At 51.1% G+C, this 19,768-nt stretch carries 13 protein-coding genes; 5 read left to right on the top strand and 8 right to left on the bottom strand.

Annotated elements, in window-relative coordinates; translation table 11 throughout:
- Positions 1-108: 108 nt before the first annotated feature.
- Complete coding sequence (locus IPK01_17445) at positions 109-6,381, bottom strand: hypothetical protein (GenBank protein ID MBK7935217.1); 6,273 nt, start codon at positions 6,379-6,381, stop codon at positions 109-111.
- Between the two features lie 92 nt (positions 6,382-6,473).
- Positions 6,474-7,826: a hypothetical protein gene (locus IPK01_17440; protein MBK7935216.1), complete on the bottom strand. Its 1,353-nt coding sequence runs from the start codon at positions 7,824-7,826 to the stop codon at positions 6,474-6,476.
- 209 nt (positions 7,827-8,035) lie between these two features.
- Between IPK01_17440 and IPK01_17435 the strand changes: the two genes are divergently transcribed.
- Together IPK01_17435 and IPK01_17430 are read left to right on the top strand one after the other, a co-directional pair.
- Positions 8,036-8,812, top strand: coding sequence for a PspA/IM30 family protein (locus tag IPK01_17435; protein MBK7935215.1), 777 nt, complete (start codon positions 8,036-8,038; stop codon positions 8,810-8,812).
- Positions 8,813-8,866: 54 nt separating this feature from the next.
- Complete coding sequence (locus IPK01_17430; protein MBK7935214.1) at positions 8,867-9,715, top strand: hypothetical protein; 849 nt, start codon at positions 8,867-8,869, stop codon at positions 9,713-9,715.
- Here IPK01_17430 and IPK01_17425 read toward each other — a convergent pair whose 3' ends face one another.
- Complete coding sequence (locus tag IPK01_17425) at positions 9,716-9,946, bottom strand: hypothetical protein (GenBank protein ID MBK7935213.1); 231 nt, start codon at positions 9,944-9,946, stop codon at positions 9,716-9,718.
- Between the two features lie 452 nt (positions 9,947-10,398).
- Between IPK01_17425 and IPK01_17420 the strand changes: the two genes are divergently transcribed.
- Entirely contained in the window at positions 10,399-11,364 is a 966-nt protein-coding gene (locus IPK01_17420; GenBank protein ID MBK7935212.1) for a hypothetical protein, read from the top strand.
- A gap of 85 nt (positions 11,365-11,449) precedes the next feature.
- Here IPK01_17420 and IPK01_17415 read toward each other — a convergent pair whose 3' ends face one another.
- The 3 genes from IPK01_17415 to IPK01_17405 all read right to left on the bottom strand — a co-directional run bounded on the left by IPK01_17415 (position 11,450) and on the right by IPK01_17405 (position 14,517).
- A complete protein-coding gene (locus IPK01_17415) occupies positions 11,450-12,049 on the bottom strand; it encodes a cytochrome c3 family protein (GenBank protein ID MBK7935211.1) in 600 nt (199 codons plus the stop codon).
- 132 nt (positions 12,050-12,181) lie between these two features.
- Entirely contained in the window at positions 12,182-13,600 is a 1,419-nt protein-coding gene (locus tag IPK01_17410) for a hypothetical protein (protein ID MBK7935210.1), read from the bottom strand.
- Between the two features lie 71 nt (positions 13,601-13,671).
- On the bottom strand, positions 13,672-14,517 hold the full coding sequence (locus tag IPK01_17405; protein MBK7935209.1) for a tetratricopeptide repeat protein: 846 nt from the start codon (positions 14,515-14,517) through the stop codon (positions 13,672-13,674).
- Between the two features lie 273 nt (positions 14,518-14,790).
- On the opposite strand from IPK01_17405, the gene IPK01_17400 reads away from it, so the two are divergent.
- Both IPK01_17400 and IPK01_17395 read left to right on the top strand, forming a co-directional pair.
- Positions 14,791-15,441 carry a sigma-70 family RNA polymerase sigma factor gene (locus tag IPK01_17400; GenBank protein MBK7935208.1) on the top strand — a complete coding sequence of 217 codons (651 nt, stop codon included), beginning with the start codon at positions 14,791-14,793 and terminating at the stop codon, positions 15,439-15,441.
- Between the two features lie 266 nt (positions 15,442-15,707).
- On the top strand, positions 15,708-16,532 hold the full coding sequence (locus IPK01_17395; protein MBK7935207.1) for a zf-HC2 domain-containing protein: 825 nt from the start codon (positions 15,708-15,710) through the stop codon (positions 16,530-16,532).
- On the opposite strand, the gene IPK01_17390 is transcribed toward IPK01_17395, so the two are convergent.
- Together IPK01_17390 and IPK01_17385 are read right to left on the bottom strand one after the other, a co-directional pair.
- Entirely contained in the window at positions 16,533-17,921 is a 1,389-nt protein-coding gene (locus IPK01_17390; protein ID MBK7935206.1) for a tetratricopeptide repeat protein, read from the bottom strand.
- Positions 17,922-17,942: 21 nt separating this feature from the next.
- A complete protein-coding gene (locus IPK01_17385) occupies positions 17,943-19,754 on the bottom strand; it encodes a protein kinase (protein MBK7935205.1) in 1,812 nt (603 codons plus the stop codon).
- Positions 19,755-19,768: the final 14 nt, after the last annotated feature.

Raw genomic sequence — 19,768 nt, 5'->3', positions numbered from 1 at the left:
GTTCTCCGGCCAGACAAGATAATATCATACCGGAACGGAATAAAAATTAGGTTGGGCCGCCGGAGAACTCGCATTTCCCGGCAGCCCGATGGTTTATCTGCATAGCATCTATTCGACGATCACAAAATCAGTGCCCGTCCGTCCGAAGGTTTCGGGATGGTACATCTCCTCAGCTTTGGCAGGCGGAACAACGAACTGTCCGGGAGTAGTTGCCCGCGTGACATACGAGTAGTTGTAGACCCCTTCCCACAACAACGAAGCGAATGCCTCTGCTCGCTCGTCGCGGAAGTTCTGATGGTCGAACCAGTACTGTCGCCACCACCACGAACCGTAACCATATGAACGGCTGCCGTAGGTTAGAACGCCGGTGCTGCCGCCGGAATCACCCGGGATCGCTTCGGTTGTCGCGAGTCCGGGATTGAGTATCTCGAGTCCTGCCGGTAGATTATCGACCAACGCGACGTGATACCGCCGGGCCTGTGCGACCATCGTGAGTCGAACACGAACCCTCGCTCCAGCCTTGATCGTCCAGCTACCGTCCGCGTTTTGTTTGACGTCTTCTTTGTCATCAACCGCCTCGTATTTCCTTAGAACCGTGAAGCCGTAATCTGCCGGTTCGAGCTTAAGATTCTTCGGCGCGTATTTCATGCCGATACGGTAGTACAGTCGTCCCGCACCCTGTTTATCAAGGATCAGATTAGACGTTCCGCCTTGATCGGCAAGGTACGACATCGGAATGTTCAGTTCTTTCGAGTCGACACTGCGTCCCTTGAACGCTTCTTCGCCGGCATAGGTATTTCCCAGCCAGATCCGCGTGACAAAGTCAGGCGTGACCTTTTCGAACGTGTTGAAATACTTGTCGAGTGCCAACAGTATGAATACATTCTCCTGTGTGTTCGACCATGCACCTTTTGTCCGGTGATCGAGTAATCCGCGAACGAGCTTTGGAATGAGATCGTTCTTTGGATCGGCTTTGATCATTGCTTCTAGCAGAACACCGTCAGCACGACGGTTTGAGTACATGATAAGCCAAGCACCATCGCCGTAGTTGGTGACGAAATTTGCCGTCGCGGCGGTTTCGGTCGTGCGGTTCATCAAATGTCGGATGATCGCGTCAGTTTCGACCTTTGAGTTCGGATCGTTAGCGAGCACCGACAACACCCAGCCCAGAGCCTCGAACGGCATCTTCTCGATCTTTGCTTCGGCCAAGAGTTTCTTGGTCTTGGCAACGTCCTTGTCGCCCATCATGTCGCGGATGTACAAGGCGTATGCAGAGATCGTCCATCGGACCTCAGGCGAGGACTTGTACCATTCGTCGTAGTGCTTTTCGACGTCTTTCAAGTACGGTTTGACCTTATCGATCATCTCCTGCGGAACCTTATAGCCTTTTGCTTTTGCAAGGGCCAGAGCGTGTGCAACGTGGACCGTCAGGAACGGATACTCGTAACGCTCCTTATCACGTTTCCAGAGGCCAAAACTGCCGTCATTACGCTGACGCGACTGCAGTATCTCGATATCGCGTTTGTAATAACCTTCGAGCTGAGCCGCTGTCGGCATATCCTTTGCTTTGAACGCCGACAGAACATCTCGCATCGCGGCGATCGAGATCATCCGCGATGATATCTGCTCGGAACAGGCGTACGGATAGTTTGTAAGATAGAGGAACGCATCGGTGAGCTCCTGCAATTGCGTCGAAGATGTCGTTACTTCAAGCCCGCCAAATTGCGGGTAAACATCGCCCGGCGTCTGTACGGGTTGGACGATAGCTCCGTTTTGGTCGGTCGTTCCGTAGGTCGCAAACGCCTCCGTCGTCGCGGGCGTCCAAACAGGCAGACTGATCTCCGCCGCATCGTTGAAATTGCCGGACGTGACCGCGATCTGGAACCTCGCAGTTCCGGCCTTGTCTGCCGAAACCGGGAATCGGACCTCTGCACGGTCGTTGGCCTTGACGAGAACTCGTTTGCCATTGCCGCCGGTCAGGTTTGCGTTCGTTGCACGAACTGCAACATCAACAGCCATGTCTTTGTTGGTTTGATTTTGAACAACTACCGGCAGTTCGATCTTATCCCCGAAGTTCATAAACCTCGGTGCCGAAGGCCGTACCATCAGCGGCTGTTTTGCCGTGATGTTCGACTCGTATTTGCCGAATCGTTTTCCGGCATCGACCGAGACCGCAGTGATGCGGTAACGCGTCAGATTGTCGGGCAGTTTTATATCGATCACTGCTCGGCCGTTCGAATCGGTCTTGACGGTCGGCGAGAACAACGCGAGAGCGTTGAAATTCTGCCGCAGATTGATCGGTGTATCCGGAGACTCGGGTTTCTCCTCGTCGGAACCGACCATCTTATCGTCCATCTCATTACGGGCTCTCTCGCCTTTTTTCATCGGCGATGCAGCAGGTCTTGCAGCTAAGACGCCACCGCTGATCGGTCGCGGCCCGCTTTCAGCCATTCCGTCTGCTGTTACGGATTGCGGGATCTGCTTTATGTCATCCGGGTTGGCGAGTAAAATGTCCTTCCGCAAATGATAGTCGGTCGTACCTACCCCACGTGGCGTGTAAAAGATGTTCATCGGATCGCCGATCGTGTAACGTGTGAGTGCCAGCACGCTCTCGTCAACAACGATCAACGCTACTTCACTATTTGCGACAGGCTCGCCGCGATTGTCCTTCACCGCAACGTTCACTTTGGTCGATCCGCCGGGAGCAAGTGTTTTGTCCACGGCATCGGCGGTCACAAATAGTTTGCGAGAATCGGTAGAGATCGAGAGATTGATGTTTCCGGCCGCAAATGAGGGCCGTTTTGCGAGCTTCGGGTCTACCTCACCTTTATCATCGGTCCGTGAGGACGCGCCAACGAGATCGATCTGGGCAGTGATATTAGGCAGGTATTTCTCTTCGAGCGGGATCTTGAGCGTGATCGACGAATCTTTCATCGTAAATCGCTCGGTCTTGACCAGACCGTCACGGCGTAATGTCAGTATGCCCTCGGCCGGTGTGAATGGTGAAACGACCAGCAATTCTGCGGTCTCACCCGGAGCAAAATCCTTCTTGCTCGGGATGATCTGAACATTTTCCTGTTCTACGTTTCGTTTCGGCGGTGTTTTTCCGCCGGGAACCCAGACGGTAATTTCGGTCTCGTTGAACCGTTCCTTGTCGTCCATCACAGTCGCCGTGATCGTATATCGTCCGCCGGCTTTTGCGACAAAACTGCATTTTTGGGCAGTCTCAGCAGATCGGATCGAGCAAAACTGCTCGTCAACGATCTTGTCGATCCAAGCTCCCTTTTCAAAGACCCAATCTTTCAAGACCGCCTTGATCTCGGCATCGCGGCCAGCAACGAGTTTGCCGTCGATGTCCGAAACGATCGCGTCGAGTTTGATATTCTCGCCTTTTTGCACAAAGGTCCGCTCAGTTTTGACACCAATATAAAGATCCGAGGGATGCACGAGCAGCGATGTCGAAGCCGACCATGTCTGACGGTTAACATCCTGTACCGAAGCAGCAGCGGAAACCGTGTACGGCCGCGAAGGCTTTACGGATTCAAAATCGATCTTGATCAGGTGTTTGCCGCTCGCATCTGTGACGCCTTTGAATGATTGCGACGAACCGCCGCCATACCCGCCGCGTCCGAATTCGCCAAAGTCGTAGCGTCCCCACCATGGCGTCCAGGTGCCGAACGTATAATCACCGCGATTCGGCGGGGTGTAGTTCGTTGGCGAAGCCGTTACGGTCCAGTTTGCGTCAGCGTTTGCAAGACCGCCGCCAGCGTAATATTTCCCTTCAACCGAAAGCAGTGCCTTGCCGCCGACAAAGTGCGGGGCTTCGGATTCGACCTTTGCGGTAACCTCAAACTCGGGACGTCGAAATTCCTGTATTTGAAACTGATGTGAATAGCTTCCGCCGCCGTAAACACTGGTATCGGTTGTGAGATCGACGCGAGCATATCCAAGATTTGCGTTATCGGGCAGCGAGAACTTGAGATCGAACGCTCCGAACGCATTTAAGTTGGTCGTGCCTTTCGCGATCTCATTATTCCGCGGATCCTTGACGGAATACGAGATGCCGTTTGCCGCATCGCCCAGTCCCTCGACATCGCCGAGTTTACCGCCTGTGATCTTACGGATGTAACCCTTGATCGCGACCTCTTCTTTCGGTTTATATAGATTGCGGTCGTTAAATACGAACCAACGCAGCTGATCGTATTCACTCTTTTTGTACCAATTTCCTCGGTCCTGCCAATAGTAATCAGTGTTCTCGGGTAAAAACGCGGTGTCTTTGCCGCGTTTGGCAATAAGAAGATTCATGCCCTTCGGTGTCTGCTCGCTTGCGAGTTGGAGCCGCAAAATGCCATTCTCACCGGTTCGATTGGTTTGAGCCTCCGGGACAGTTTCAGTAGTGGATTCGGTACCGTCGGTATCGATCGATTCTATTTCACCGGCATTTGGGCCGCCGGCAACCCAATTCCAAAGCCGTTCAATGATTCCCGGCTCTACGACAGCTACGCTGCCGCTCGCGGAATTACCGTTCGGGTAGATCGAAAGGTCGACTCCGGGAATGGGTTTTCCGGTTTTTAGCTCGGTTGCGAATCCGACGAGTTCATTGTTATCAACAAAGGCATCGAGCCCAATCTGCGTTGATTGTAGCCATGTAAAGATCCTGGTTCTATCGTATTTATCGCGTCTGACGGTTGGTTCGATGTCAACGATAACATTGCCAAATCCGCCGTCAAGTGCCGCCGAGATATCGATCCGCGTTTCGACCATTTCGTCCGGTTTACTGGAGATCTCAACGATCTTGTCCGAAACAACTCGCCCCGGGATCTTAGGACGCTGATTGTCGTCGTAGTTTAGCCGTTTAACATATTCCTGAAACTGATGCCAGTCTTGGGGCGTTACGTCATAGAGCCGCACCTTGACCGACTTATGATTTGTCGAAAATATCGAAAAAGTGGGCTTCGCGGTCGGGTCGAGTACAGACATGTAGCCGCCCTGCGCATAAAGGTTTTGTGCGGCCTGGCCGACCTTTATCGTCGCAGTTCCAGGCTTGCTAAGAAGCTGGCCGTAGATATCAAGGATCGAGCTATTGACCGTGATCTTATAGGTCGTACTTCCCTTTTTGTAACCCTGAATATAGACGTAATTGCCCGACGGATAAATGTTCAGCCCTTCGACTGCCGGTTCGATCCGGATCGATTCATTGGCAAACTTCGCGGCGTCGATCGCGTTGCTGAACTCGAGATACCAGGTTTCGAACGGCGTGCAGTTCTTGTTCTCCCGCCATCCGCACCATCCGCCGTTAAATGTCATCGGACCGAACGTCGAATAGCTGTACGTCTGAGGCTTGACGGTCGTCAAAGGACCTTCGGCCGAGGGCGTGCCTTTGTCGAATGTGACAACGATGGACGAAGCAGCGGGCAACGCGTTCTCAGTCGTTCCTTCACTTGTAACTGCACGAAACGCCATCCAACGCTTTGGCTGAGCTTGTTTTGAATAGTATGAGATGCTGCTGTCCGCATCGATCTCTGCCTGCGTAGCAAGTCTGATCGGAAGCCGCTTTCCGCCGCCTGTAACGAACGTCGTGCGAAGCACTGCCTCCGGGTTGATCTCTTGATCGAACTGAGCGTACATCAGTGCATTTCGACGGGTCGTTCCGCCGTTCGGGATCATCGTTTCGAGCTTTGGAGGTGGTGTCGTGAATGTCCATATAACGTCTTTCGTTGTTGCCTGGCCGGTCGCAGATTTTGTTCCTGCGGGAACGCGAGCAGTGAATTTCGTCGCCATCGGGAAACGCTTTGTCGTATCGAACATCAACGTCTTTGTGCCCAGCCAACGCCAGTTTCCTTCGACCTGCGGCGACAGTTCGACCGGCGCGTATTTCGCCGCTTCGTCCTGAGAAGTGACCGCAACCATCGGCTGCGAGAATGTCACGCTCAGATCGGGAGCAAGCGGAATCTCGCCTTCCGGCGAATACCGAATAACTTGCAGAGCATCAGTGCTCGGATTCACATTCAACGGCGCGCGCTGTTCGTCGGACGGAAATTTGACCGGGATCTTGTTTCCGGTCTTGGGCGCGGGAAGCGTGCCGATGCGTTTTGTGAATTCGGTCTTGTCATCTGTCGTAGATTTGATCTCGGGAATTCGCTTGAGCAATCCGTTCGTGTCGCTTTCGCTAAGTGGATCGGTCGCGGCAAGCTGCTGCTTGATGCGAGTTTCGGCTCCTTCGACACCTTCAGAGAGACGAAATTTCAGCCCGTCGGGTACATTTTTCATCTTTTCATTCATCGCTTTTCCAACAACCTGAGCATTTGCCGTTAGATAAACAGGAGCAATATGGCCGAAATATATTGTTAACAATAAGACCCAAGATATTAGTTTTTTCATTGTCGTCATCATCCTAAAATACGTCTTTGCGGCCAAACGGGCCGTTCACTTCTGTTTTCGGAACGCGCAGAGCCGGCAAAACTTGCGTTGGATCAATATCCTTTCAATATCGCCAAAGCCGTTTCAGCTCCGCCCGATGAAATATTTACAAGTGAACCCGCCGCGAGACGGACCATCCCGCCCTCAACAACACCGCGAAAAAGGAACGGATCAAAATCGACCGTCATCGATTCCATTCTTGCTTCGCCGTCTACATACACAGGAATATCAACTTTTTCGACCGGCACCCGTTCCTGAACAACATAATGTGCCGAGAGTGCTCTGCTGATAGCGTCATCCCATTCTGAGACTGAGCTTTCCCATCCAAAGCTGATTCCCTTTCCGCCATAATCATCGTTCGGCTTAAGCACGAAACGCTCTCGCTCTGCTCGCACGAACTCGACCAGATCGACGGCCTCACCTCTATACGTCGTTCTGCAGTGACGAACGTTTCGTGTCCACGGAACGTGCAGTGCGATCGCCGCCAGTTCGTCAGCATCGAAGAGATCGCTGTATCTTTCGTCTGTGAGTATCGCAAGCCCGGCCTTTTTATGCGGGATCTTTGACCGGAACGAATTAGCCATGCAGACATTGCCTTCAGTGATCGCCTGATATACTGGATGCTGTTCGTCAAATCGGTCTAAAAACTCATGAATGATCACTCGCTTAAAGAAGACATCGATCTCAAAATCGCCGGATACGAGTGAGCCGTCAAAATAATCGAGGTCCGTTGGATCGCAGATCCTGGTCGGATAGCCTTGAGCTTCGAAATGATCCTTCAATATCTCAAATTCAGCTCCGGTCGAGACTCCGGCCCAATCCACGATCGCAATATTTGGCCGCTCCTTCAAACCGCCATATTCGCGATACGCCTGATCAAGTGCATCGAGCAATTTGATCTGCGGCTGAGGAAAATAATGTTCGGTGTCTTTCAAGAATTGTCGGACTGTCGGAATATGCGTGAATAGCCGCTCGAGCGATTCTTGATCTCCAATACCGGCAGGGTTTTCGCCGTTGTATTCGAGAAACGCAAAGCCGCTCGACGACAAAAAAGTGTCAAGCCGGCTGTTTATTGAAACGTCCAAGTACCGAGGGTCTAGTCGGGCCCATCTCGCCTCCTTCTCCGAAACGCCCAGTTCCGCGAGAATAAGGTCATCGGCAAGCGCCGCGTTGGTGAGAGCACCAAACGCACTATAGACCGATGCGGCAGCATTCTGGATCGATCTATACTTCGATTCGGCAAGGAAGAATGGCCGGAGAAACGGACAAATTGGCCGCTCGCCGTGAAGAATTCCTGAAGATCGCTGGATCGCCGTTAACTCCTCAAACAAAGCAGAGTCGAACCGGTGTTCGTTAAGTAATTTCCGGTCGAGTTCGTTGACGACGATTTCAAGGGAATCTGACATCGTATTGAAAAATTTGACACTGCGAGATAACTGTAAACCACTTCAAGTAAAAACCAAATTTTGTAACCCGCTAACTGTTTGATTTATCTTTCATAAATCGATTTTCCTGTTATACTAAATCGGAATTTGCAACTTTGGATATTTTGCTGTCGTAAGGTTGTTGGCAAGAAGTTGTTGCGTAAAACTTTTTTGAGGAGCCGTTAGATAAAATGGGATTGTGGGCAAGATTAAAACGAGTATTTTTTGCGAGTACAGGTGCTGCACTTGATAAAATTGAGAACCCCGAATTGGTGCTGCAGCAGACGATCCGCGACATGCGTGACCGCGTGCCTGAGTTAAATAATTCGGTCGCCCAAGTGATGGCTACCGAACGGCTTTTGCTCAAACAGAAAGAGAATCTTTCGACACAAGTTGTCGATCTCGATTCGAAGATCAAAGCCTCGGTCAAAATGGGCCGCGACGATATCGCGACCGCATACATCGGTCAACTACAGCAGGCACAGTTGGACCTCCAGCGGACCGAAGTTCAGGCCGAACACGCCCAGGTCGCTTCCAAACAGGCTCTTAAGGCCCGCGACAATTACGTTCTCAATATGAAAAAGCGCACTGCTGAGGCGATGCAGCTTATCAGTGCTTCAAAGCAGGCGAAACTGCAGGAACAGCTCGCTCAGACGATGGACACCTTCAACATCGGCGACGATTCATCGACATTCAACGAGATGCGCGAAAAGATCGACCGCCGTGTTGCCGCCGCCGAAGCGAAACTTCAGCTTGGTTCAAGCTCCGTCGATGCCCAGATGCAGGACATCGAACGTGAAGCGATGGATATCCAACTGCAGGACAAACTCCTTGAATATAAGCAATCGATGGGAATGCTCGGTGCAGGAACGCCGGCTCCGAGTAAACAGATCGAGGCTGGCAACGACGTTGCCGAGGCTGATGTGCTCGACCAAGTGATCGTTAACGAGACAAGTCAATCGAACTAAGTAATAAAGTCGAAAGAAACGCATTGAGCGAGAAGTTACCCACGTTAGTTTGATATGGCAGATATCGCAAAATACCGGCAGGAGATCGAGAGATTTAATACGAGCTATGCCAAAGAAGCGGCAAAAGAACTCATTAATTTTTGGGCTCTCGCCGGTTTTCTGGCGGCTGCGGTCTTTTCACTGAGCGTTATCCCACTATTGATCGCCTTGGTCGCTGAGGCGATATATCTGGTCGTTGTGCCGCAACTCCCGTCCTATCGCCAGATCGTTAACAAGCGACATCACCAAAAGTTGCTTGAGGCTCATGTTGCCAATCGCGAGGGACTGATCAAATCGTTCACGCCTCGTGAACGGGAAGCCGTAGAATATCTGCGTTGGCTGAAGAACAAAATACAGGATAATTACAAGAAATTCGCAGGCGTTGGAAGTCTTCCGTCAAATCTAACGGCCCTTGATCAACGTTGGGAAGATTTCGTCGATCTGCTCGACGTCTATCGCCGCCGCAAACAGCATCTCAAGACCATTAACCGACAAGCGGTCCACAACCAGTTGTCACAGGCATTTCGAGCAATGGAAAGTGCCGGCGACGATAAGACCAAACGCATTCAGCAGACAAACGTTGAGATCCTCAAACGCCGCATCGCTTCGTTCGACGAGATCGAAAAGAGCGTCAAATTGGTCGAAGGGCAATTGCAGTCGATCGAAAACTTCTTCAGCTATCTGAACGACGAGATCGTGACCATTTCTACACCGGAGAAGTTCTCACTTCTTGATTTCGAGCAGCTCTCCGATTCGATCGCAATGACCAAACAAATGCTCGATGCCACGGCCGACTCGGTCGGAGCTTTGGACTCCTACAATCGTGAGATGGGAAATTATGAGCTCCTGCCTGGTGTAAAATAACTATTCGTCGCGTGACGAGATATTCATACTCGTCATTCCTGTTTTTTCGTTCTCATTTTTATACCAATCCGGAGCCGGAAAGATCTTTTTGATCACAAAGATGACGGGCATTGAAATGATGGTGACGATCAGTAATGAAACAATTACCGATCCCACCGCCCCCGAGATCGCTAGCGCTGTGAGCGCTGCAAGTATGGTATATCCCCACACGATATTTCTCTGGTGAAACATAGTTCTTGATTAGGTCCTTTCTTATTTTCTACGCTCTTCGGATTCAGCAACCGCCATCCAATTGCTTATCGAGTTGGCCTCTAGTTTGTCGACCTTCCTGCCCAGACCTTTTTCCATCCGACGCTTGTTCAGAACCGTCAGAATGAAGCCCAGGATAGCGACAATCACAATTATTGTTAATGAAATTATTGTATACATTCTTTCTCCTTCAATTTGTATCCTTCACGAGCGGAGATCGACCTTATCATCAGATCTTCGCTTGTAAACAAATGCGACAAAACGGCGAGAATTGGCTCACATTTTTTCGACTCCTATGAAAGTATTTTCTGTTGCAATCCGCAACTAGCTTGTTTCGCTGAATTTTCTAAACTAAACTATGTGTTTCTCGCAATAGCCGAGGAACGCACCGGAAGGTTTTTAACTGACGATTATATAATCAGGAAGGCAATTTAATGAAGAAAGTAGGAATTCTAGCGGGACGCGAAGTTACGTTTCCCGAATCAATTATCAAAAGTATCAATGAGAAGAGCGGCGGCGAAGTCATAGCTGAAATGGTCAGCATCGGCGGCATCACTCTCGATGAGAAAAAACGCTATGACGTGATAATCGACCGCATTTCGCACGAAGTGCCGTATTACCGTGCGGCGTTAAAGCGTTTCGCTCTCGAAGGAACGTATATCATCAATAATCCGTTTTGGTGGTCAGCGGACGACAAGTTCTTTAATTTTGCGCTAGCCACCAAACTTGGCGTTGCGATACCGAAGACCGTGCTCCTGCCGCAGCATAGCTACATAAAGGACATCACTCCCGAGTCGCTTCGCAATCTCGAATTTCCGATCGATTGGGAAGGAGTTGTGGAACACGTCGGCTTCCCATCGTTCCTGAAGCCGTTCGACGGCGGCGGCTGGAAGAATGTATCAAAGGTCAACTCGCTTGAGGAGCTTTGGCAGGAATACAACGCTTCGGGGACGCTCTGTATGACCCTGCAGGAAGGCATCGAGTACGATCATTTCGTTCGATGTTATTGTGTTGGAAAGGAAAACGTGTTGATCATGCCGTATGACCCGTCGAAACCATACTTGAGCGGCATGCAGTATGTCGATATCGACGATTATCTAACCCCTGAATTGCACGCCAGAGTCGAGCAAGACGTAAAGACCATTTGCACAGCTCTTGGTTATGATCTAAATACGGTTGAGTTCGCCATCAAGGACGGAATTCCCTACGCGATCGACTTCATGAACCCTGCCCCGGACGCTGAACTCGCATCAGTTGGCGAAAAGAACCACCGTTGGATCGTCGATAATATGACGGATTTTATTCTCAAGAAGTTGAAAGATGGTTGGGAGACTCAGGAATATCGCTGGTCAGCAATGCTCAACCCGCCTGCCGAAGTTGCAAAAAGCGAAAAGGCCTAATGGGCTTGCTATAAATTATACAGATGGCACGATCGAAGACCTCTTCCATCGTGCCATATGTGTTTTGAAATGAGGTCAGCGAATTTCAGTGTTTCTTTGCCGCCGCTTTATGGCACGAGGCGCAGTTTGTGGAAGTTGGGGCCTTCGAACCGGCGACACGAAATCCTATTTGGAAATGGCAGACGTCACATGTCTGATGGAGTGCGATCTGGTTTGTTAACTTCGTGGTCTTGCCGGTAATGGCATCATCATAGGCCGGGGTCTTATCGAGCAATTTTGGCTTTGCACCGTCACGCGAGTGGCAATCGCGGCAGCTTGCCACGCCGGCTTTCGCTGGATCTTCTGCGAACAGTTCAGCAGTGAGCGTTGTCGTACGGTCTGCCGGCCAGGCTGTCTTCAATGGCGGGAATCGCACGAGTTCAGACGCTGGCTGAGCGGTATGATGACACTCGGTACAAAGTATCGGGCCGCCGATATTATATTCGCCGCCGTTGTGCTTAACGTGATTGAATGTGACTTGTCCTTGTTTTGAACCTTTGGCCAGGATAATGACCTCCGGTATCGTCCTTTTCGTTTCGGCTTTTTTTGGGGGTAGTCGCTGACCATTCGTAGTATTGCCGTCCACAAAAAGAAAACCTACAGCCAGAATTACGAAAACGGTGATCGAGTTTATTATTTGCCGCATATTCAATCCAAAATAATTAGTCATACTGACACTCTATCCCAAGCAATCAACAATCAGAGTGACGTCAATCACACAAACGCCCAAACTTCGAATTCTATCCGGATCTGTGAACCCAATTTTTAAGGCCGAACCCTATACGTCAGATACTACTAAATCGTACGGAATTCGGGTAGAAAGGCCCCGAACACTAACAATCAGGCCGACCCAGACCAAAATGGCGAACGCAGTAACTGCCCAGCCGATATCTGAAAATAACGAATCTTCAAATACAAGTCCCCAAATCAGCGGTACCAATCCAAATGAGGCAATTCGCAGCACTGTCTTTTTTGCGTTTTCGAGCGATTCGAGGAGATTGACTCGGCCCACCTCGACCTCCATATACTCGTCATCGTCATTTAGCCGGGCGAAATAGTCAGCCTCGGTGCGGGAGTAGCGACGAAGAGCCGGCGACTCTGCAACACGGTTCGCGGCAGAAAATTGATGGATGACGTGGGCAAGTTTACCTTCGCGAAGTGCAATCTCCGCCATTCCGCGAGACGCAAGGAAGTTTCCGCCGGCATCTAACGATCGTTGAAATACGAACCCGGCCCGACGCCATTCACCAAGCTGGAAATATGCTTCACCGAGTCGGGCAAGCAAATAACTGTCTCCGTTTGCTCGCTTCTCGGCAAGGCGCATCGCGGCGATCGACCTCAAACCAAGCCGCCGATCACGTTCGACGCCGGCAAACGAATGGAGGCAGCGGGCAAAATCGAATAGTAATCTACCGTTGGTTGGTGTTAGAACGAGAGCGCGCCGAAAAGATTCAAGTGCCTGATGAAGACGGCCGATCAACCGCAGTTCGTTGCCAAGACGGCGCAGATATTCGGCTTTTTCGACATCGCCAGGCTGAAGGTCGACGGTATCGTCAGTATGGTCCCGGATCATTTTTCTTTCCCGCGAAAATGAACCTGCAAGAACATCGGCCTCAGGTATCTTGGCGAACGCGGCCTTCATCCGCACCTCTTTCGGGTCGGCGAGGTAATCACGAAGTTCGACCGAACGGTTGTCAAGTACATTCTCTGGCACCAAAGGCAATATTCGACCGATCATCTGCCGGTAGTCTTCGCCGCCTGACGCAATGGCAATACTGACATCGCGGCCGCGGATGGCAGTGCGATACCGGTAGTAGACATTACCGCCGCGTTTCAATGCCCTGATAGATTGCGTATCGATCTGCTCGATATCGGTAATGCGCAATCGACGCCTCGAACCGTTCATTGCTCCCCAAAATCTCGGCAAAATGCCCGTGCGGGTGAGCCGTTTGCCGTCAAAAACGATACGGTCTGAAAATGCGAGAAAAGGAATGACGATCCACGAAATTACGAACAACGTGAATCCTGAAGTGTCGAATTCAAGGTATAGGAGGAAGCCTGCGAAGAATGTTCCGATCAGAAATGCAGTTAAATAGCTGTTTGGGGATACACGGATGGAAACGAGCGATGGCGATGTTTCATCTGCATCATCCGCGATATTCGCAACCGTGGTTTTTATCTGAGAGCGATCGTTCAAATGGTATTCATTGCCTCTGCTGCAACCAATTTACAACAAACGGCCAAATGACGGCGATCTTTATGATCGGCTTAGCTGCCAAACGGCGACGCAGGAGCCGGAACAACGATCTCTTTGGCACGCTCGGGGTCTAGTGCCGTAAGCTTTTCTTTAGCTTCGTTAGCGGTTTCGCCCATCGGCACCGGCTTACCGTCTGAGTCCTTAGCTTCGGCAGCCGCCTTTGCGATCGTGAAGTAGAGGTCCGCGGCTTCTTTCGTTTTGCCCTGTTTCTCGTAGGCCTTGGCAAGCTGAAAATTTATTGAATCTTTGGCGACGATCGCGTCAGGCAAGGCAGCAAGCTCCTGATAGAACGTCACGGCTTCATCGTACTTACCGTCATCAAAACGCGTTTGAGCGAGTGCGAATTTTGCGAGCTTTCCAACGTCTGTATTACCCTTTGCGATACCCTCGAGTTCCGCGATCCCGGCGGCACGGTCAGACATCAGTCGATTGACAGCAATGAAATATTTGGCCTTTTCGCCGGCGGCACCGCCGAATTTATTGACCACAATCTGAAACTCGGCAATAGCGGCATCGGCACGTTCCTTTTCTGTTTTGAACACCTTATCGGTCGACCCGGCAGGAGCAGGCTGATCGGAGACACGCGATTGTGACGTCTCGATGGCCTTGCCAAGAGCAGTCTGTGCTGCACCATTCGAACGTCGGCTCCAAGTCGTGACAATGAAGATCAGCAAAACGATCACTGCAAGTGCAGCGATGCCATACATGATCGTTCGGCCCTTGCCCTCAAAGACCTTTCCGGCCTCTTCGAGCTTTTTGTTCACATTCTGCTGAAATGGATCCTGGTAGCGAACCGCTGCTTTCTGTTCTTCAACGCCGGTCGCTACTTGTTCGAGTCTTCTCTGTTTACGTGCCATGATTCAAAAATAATGCAATTTTATGAGATCTAATCGTTGTATAATTGGCGGCAGAGCACCTAATACAAAAGGTTTAATTTAGCGTAAATTGCGAACAAGAGCAAACAAGTGAGAGGAAAAAGCCGTCTAAACACTTAGGCGATCGCTGCTCGGCGGTACCGCCAAAAGTTTTTTGGAACAAAATCCGATAAACGGCGTCTAATATTCCAGTTCGCGGAATGGGCGAACGAGCAGAGTGAAGGTTCTCAGGAGGAGAACTCGAAAAGGCGGGAAATGATCTTCAGTAAGTCAATCACATTTGACGAAGAAGACCTGAGGCAAGCCGTAACCGCGGCACCCGTTGTATCTGTTCGTCAGGCCGATAGCGGATTGATTGAAAATTTACGAGAAAGGGACGCCGCCGCATTTGACGCTCTGATCAACCGTTATTCGGGTGATGTTTACGCTTTGCTATATCGTTTAACGTCCGATCCGGACGAAGCCGCTGACCTGACGCAGGAAACATTCCTGCACGCTTTGCGTGCGATCAAGAGTTTTCGCGGTGAATCCGGGTTGAAGACATGGCTTTTCCGTATCGCGATCAATGAATCGCGTAACCGTTTTCGCTGGTGGAAACGCCGGCGGCGAGACCAAACACTCTCGCTCGATGCGACGATCGGTGACAGCGAAACGCAGGTTTGGGAAACGATCTCTGACAATTCTATTTCGCCCGAAGATGAAGTACTTCGGCAGGAACGGACAAAAGCTCTGAATAATGCTCTGGGAATGTTGAAGACCGTCTATCGAGAGGCTATCGTCCTATGCGATCTCGAAGGATTTAGTTACGAAGAGTGTGCCGAAGCACTCGGAACGAATATCGGAACAGTGAAATCGCGAATTTCGCGGGGACGTGAGGAATTACGAAGGCAATTAAAGGGTTTTTGACAATTGAAGTGAATGGCTGACTCGCCCCGGTCTCATCTTTGAGGTTAAAACGATCGGTGCCAAACGATAGGTCAAAGAGAGCGAGAGTGGCGAGAAGAGCTAAGAAAAACGTGAGCCAAGGAAATATTTGAAGCGGCCAGCAACATGTCGTATCAGACAACCGCGGATCACGGCGATCTGAGCTTTTATCAATACACAAGCGTTGTTTTCTAATTGGAAAACAGCCGGGGTCAGTCTGCCATTCAATTCAAGGCTGAGAAAAAACAATGAAATGCGAAGAATTACGATCTGATCTTGCTTTGTATGGCGACGGTTTTTTGCCGATAGAGCGGTCAGCGGTGATCGAGACCCATTTCGAATCATGTCCTGTTTGCCGCGCCAAAAACGCGGCCAATCTCGAGATCGTCAGCGACCTGCGGCAGAGCGAAAAGCCCCGTATTTCCGCCGATCTTCAAAGGTCGTTGCGGATGGCGGTAGCGTCCGAATTGAATAGTCGCCGGCGGCCGGCATCGTTCTTTTCGCACGGCTTCGGCGAATGGCTGCAGATGCGGGTAATGCCTTACGCTGTCGGCGTAGCGGCGAGCACGGTGATCGGAATCGGCGTGCTCACGTTCCTGTTGTCGAATATCCAATCGCCGGAGTCAGCGATGGCCAAACCTTCGAGCAGCAGGCAAACCGGTCTTCTGCTTGCCGGCAATCAGGATCCTTATGCCGGAACAGGTAGCGAGCCGATCTATCCCGCAGAGTATGCCCGCAATCGGCTGGCGGTCTCGGGCGAATCTCCGAGTCTAAACCCGCAGGGTGCCCTAGTCGCAATGACAAGTTCCCTGCTTCGCGAGAATCGCGGCAATGATGGAGTTGTGGTGGTCGCGGATGTATTGAGCAATGGGGTGGCACAGATCAAAGAGGTCATTTCGCCGACTTACAATAGCCGAACCATATCCGATCTGGAAAAAGCGATGGATGCCGAACTCGGGAACGCCCCGTTCGTTCCGGCATCCCTTGATAATCGGTCTGACAGCGTCCGCGTGGTACTTCGTTTCCAGCGAGTCGACGTGAATACCAGAGAGAACGTTAAGCGCCGAAGATAATTATAGCTTGTCTATCTCAGCCTTGAGTTTACCTGCAAGAGCAACGTCCTGTGCCAGCAGGAAACTGTACTGTGTCATCGCTCCCGTTTTATCCTTTTTCAAAACCAATATTATCCCCAAATTGTATCTTGCCTTTGCAAAGTTTGGGCTCAGCTGGAGACATTTGGTATATGCCTCGATCGCTCGGTCGCGCTGGTTGTCGGCAAAATAAGCATTGCCGAGTAAATAGAATCCATCTGCATAGTCAGGGTTCCCGTTAGTAAATTCGACCAGGCCCGTCACCGCTTTTCGATAGTAGCCTGTTGCTTCCGACGGCTTTCCAAGCAGATCGCTCGCTCGGCCGAGGTAGAAGAATGTTTCACCATCACCCGGCTTCAACTTCAAAGCACTGTTACAGGCCGCGACTGCTTCTTTGTATTGCTTGGTCTCGTTATATGCACGGCAAAGATTCGTGTAGCCCATGTACTGATCGGGCAGGAATTTGATGGCCGCCAATGCCGCTTGAACAGCATCCGCCGGCCGGTCGTTCAAGCTGTAAAACCAACTAATATCAGTGTAAATATTCCCGTCATTCGGAAACAAAAGAATGGCCTTCTTGAGTGTTTCGATCGCGTTAGACAGCTTGTTTTGGCGTTGATAGATATTTGCCAGATTTCGATAAGCCTGATACAGCGTGGGTTTCGCACTGATCGCCCGTTGATATGAAGTGATCGCAGCCGCGAAGTTCTTTTGGCGTTCAAGCGCATCAGCCAGCAAATAATGGGCTTCGCCCATGTATTGGGTGCCCATTCGAATTGCCTCACCGGCCGATTGCTCTTGTCCTTTCAAATTGCCCGTTTGAGCATGAAGGTAGGCGATCGAATAATAAAGGTCGGCATCCTTCGGAGTGATCAACAGAGCACGCTGGTATGCATTCAAGGCATCCTGATTTGCTCCCAACGCCAGATGAGAATCGCCCAAACCTTTCAGCAAATTGGTGTTCTTTGGTTCGAGTTCAACAGCTTTCTTTAGATCACCTACCGCCTCGGAATACTTTTTCTGAACATAAAACAAGTACCATCGAACCTTGTACACCTCGATCGGCTTAAACCCTTGGTTCAATGCAAGTACGAATGATCGTTCAGACAGATCATATTCTTGAAGGTAATAATGTGCGTATCCCTTCCAGAAATGACAATACGGATTTGTTGGAACTATGACGATCGCCTGGCCATAAAGCTCAGTTGCCTGGCGGTATTCCTTTTGTCTGAAGGCCTTATCACCTGCATCCGCGAATTCCTTTGCACGCTTGAGGTCGTTTCTGGTCTGCGCGGCAACTGCACCGGCGAATGATAGGACCACGCCTAGCACCATTGCTGTTGTAAATGTTCTTATTAGCTTCAATCTCATAATTCCTACAGATCTCCGTACTTACTGCAGAATGACTGTGCGATCGTTGTTCGGCTTTGGCTTGGGCGTCGCTTTCGGGCCGGGTGTTCGGGCCGGTTTGACGGGACGATCAACAACAACCGGTGTCTGTGCCGGTCTCGGGCCGGCGGTCTGAGTCGGCGTCGGTACCGGTGTTGGTTCTACGGTCTTAATGTCATCACTGTTCGTATTACTGTTCGAATTACCATCGGGCGATGCCGTGGGCGACGGCGACGGCACCGTTGTCGGCGACGCAACCGGTGTGGCTGACGGTGTCGGCGTCGGTTTAGTGTCTCCGGCTAAGTAATAATTCGTGTAGTAATACCAACCGCCGCCAAGAGCTCCGATCATAAGTAAAAAGAACGCAGCAAGGCCGCCCAGGATCAAAAATGCTTTCGAACCCGATTTTTTTTCAGCAGTCTGAGAATTCGCGGATGCCGCTCCGGCCGACGCACCGGCGGAAACCGCTGACGAAACGACCGGAGGCGGCAGATCCTCTTTTCTAACTTCGGCAACCGGTGTCGTAAAGAATTCCGGTGCGGCCGGTTCCGCTGAAGCCGGAGAAATCACATTCTCATCGATCGAGATCAATGGAACCGTCGCTGCGGGCACCGATTCGTCAACCGGTCGTGTCGAATCAAACGGCGACGGCGGAGGTTCTGACACTACCGGTGGCGGAACTTCATCATTTGCCGCCGTCTGATCGAACGATCCGGCATTGAATACCTCGGTGCGGACATCCGCCTGACGAACGACCTCCTGAGCCTCATCAGCGTCCATTGCGAGTGTTGCGTCAAAATTATTGTCAGCCGACTGGGATACTACCGCCGGGGCAGGCGGGACCGTTGCCATCCGCGTCGCCATTTCGGATGGAGCGAGAGGAACGGAAGGGTCCTTTGCCGGAGGAACCGTCGAGTGCAGATCGCCGACATTAAAAACCTGTGTTTCGGCAGACATCTGATTCTGCATCTGAGAATATGCCGTTCGCAATGCCTTCTGCATTTCGGCCGCAGTGCCAAAACGCTTATCCTTGCTGACCTCGAGCCCTTTGAGTATCACGTTCGAAACTGCGGGCGAGATCTCGGGATTCGCATCTGACAGGGCAATGATCGGATCCGTTTTGCCGCTAAGCATGGTATCGGCACGGGATAGTGCGTCCGCCGGCACCACATTAGTCATCAATTGATAAAGCGTGGCCGAAAGTGAATACAGGTCGCTGCGGCCATCGGTACCGGTTCCGCGTATTTGCTCCATGGAAGCGAAATGCGGCGTGTAACCAACAACGCTTCCGGACGACCCAGGTTTCGAAGCGATCGTCTGGCCGCTCGAATCCTTGGAAAGGCCAAAATCAAGCAAAATAATGTGATTCTCGTCCGTTAGCTTTAGATTTTGCGGTTTAATATCGCGATGAATGATCGGAGGCTCGTGCGAATGAAGGTAAGTGAGTGCATCGAGCAATTGATCCGCCCAAAACATCACCCAGCTTACCGGAAACGGCTTATTCGCACTCTCCAGACGCTTTGAAAGGTCGTCACCCGAAATATGCTCCATTACGAGGTATTGATCGCCGTTTTCGGAAAAGTGATCGCTGACTTTCGGGAGTACGGGATGCCGGAGTCGGGCGAGTATCTTGGCCTCGCGTTCGAACGCGTTGCCGAGTGTCTCGTTATCGGCGAAAAACGTTCGCTTCAGCGCTATCGCACTGCCGAGACGCTGGTCAACGGCCAGATAGACCTCGCCCATTCCGCCTTTTCCGATCAAGTGAACCACCAAATAGCGGTTCTGGATCATTGTATTCGGAGCTAGTGGTTTCATTGTTTATCGATACT

The sequence above is a fragment of the Acidobacteriota bacterium genome (assembly GCA_016713675.1).
Classification (GTDB): Bacteria; Acidobacteriota; Blastocatellia; order Pyrinomonadales; family Pyrinomonadaceae; genus OLB17.
The sequence above is the reverse complement of the archived record's forward strand: the minus strand, read 5'-3'. Positions and strand labels throughout refer to the sequence as shown.

Excerpts from the sequence above, each read along its gene's own strand:
- IPK01_17445 (MBK7935217.1), bottom strand. The coding sequence starts at position 6,381 with ATGAAAAAACTAATATCTTGGGTCTTATTGTTAACAATATATTTCGGC.
- IPK01_17440 (MBK7935216.1), bottom strand. The coding sequence starts at position 7,826 with ATGTCAGATTCCCTTGAAATCGTCGTCAACGAACTCGACCGGAAATTA.
- IPK01_17435 (MBK7935215.1), top strand. The coding sequence starts at position 8,036 with ATGGGATTGTGGGCAAGATTAAAACGAGTATTTTTTGCGAGTACAGGT.
- IPK01_17430 (MBK7935214.1), top strand. The coding sequence starts at position 8,867 with ATGGCAGATATCGCAAAATACCGGCAGGAGATCGAGAGATTTAATACG.
- IPK01_17425 (MBK7935213.1), bottom strand. The coding sequence starts at position 9,946 with ATGTTTCACCAGAGAAATATCGTGTGGGGATATACCATACTTGCAGCG.
- IPK01_17420 (MBK7935212.1), top strand. The coding sequence starts at position 10,399 with ATGAAGAAAGTAGGAATTCTAGCGGGACGCGAAGTTACGTTTCCCGAA.
- IPK01_17415 (MBK7935211.1), bottom strand. The coding sequence starts at position 12,049 with ATGCGGCAAATAATAAACTCGATCACCGTTTTCGTAATTCTGGCTGTA.
- IPK01_17405 (MBK7935209.1), bottom strand. The coding sequence starts at position 14,517 with ATGGCACGTAAACAGAGAAGACTCGAACAAGTAGCGACCGGCGTTGAA.
- IPK01_17400 (MBK7935208.1), top strand. The coding sequence starts at position 14,791 with ATGATCTTCAGTAAGTCAATCACATTTGACGAAGAAGACCTGAGGCAA.
- IPK01_17395 (MBK7935207.1), top strand. The coding sequence starts at position 15,708 with ATGAAATGCGAAGAATTACGATCTGATCTTGCTTTGTATGGCGACGGT.
- IPK01_17390 (MBK7935206.1), bottom strand. The coding sequence starts at position 17,921 with ATGAGATTGAAGCTAATAAGAACATTTACAACAGCAATGGTGCTAGGC.
- IPK01_17385 (MBK7935205.1), bottom strand. The coding sequence starts at position 19,754 with ATGAAACCACTAGCTCCGAATACAATGATCCAGAACCGCTATTTGGTG.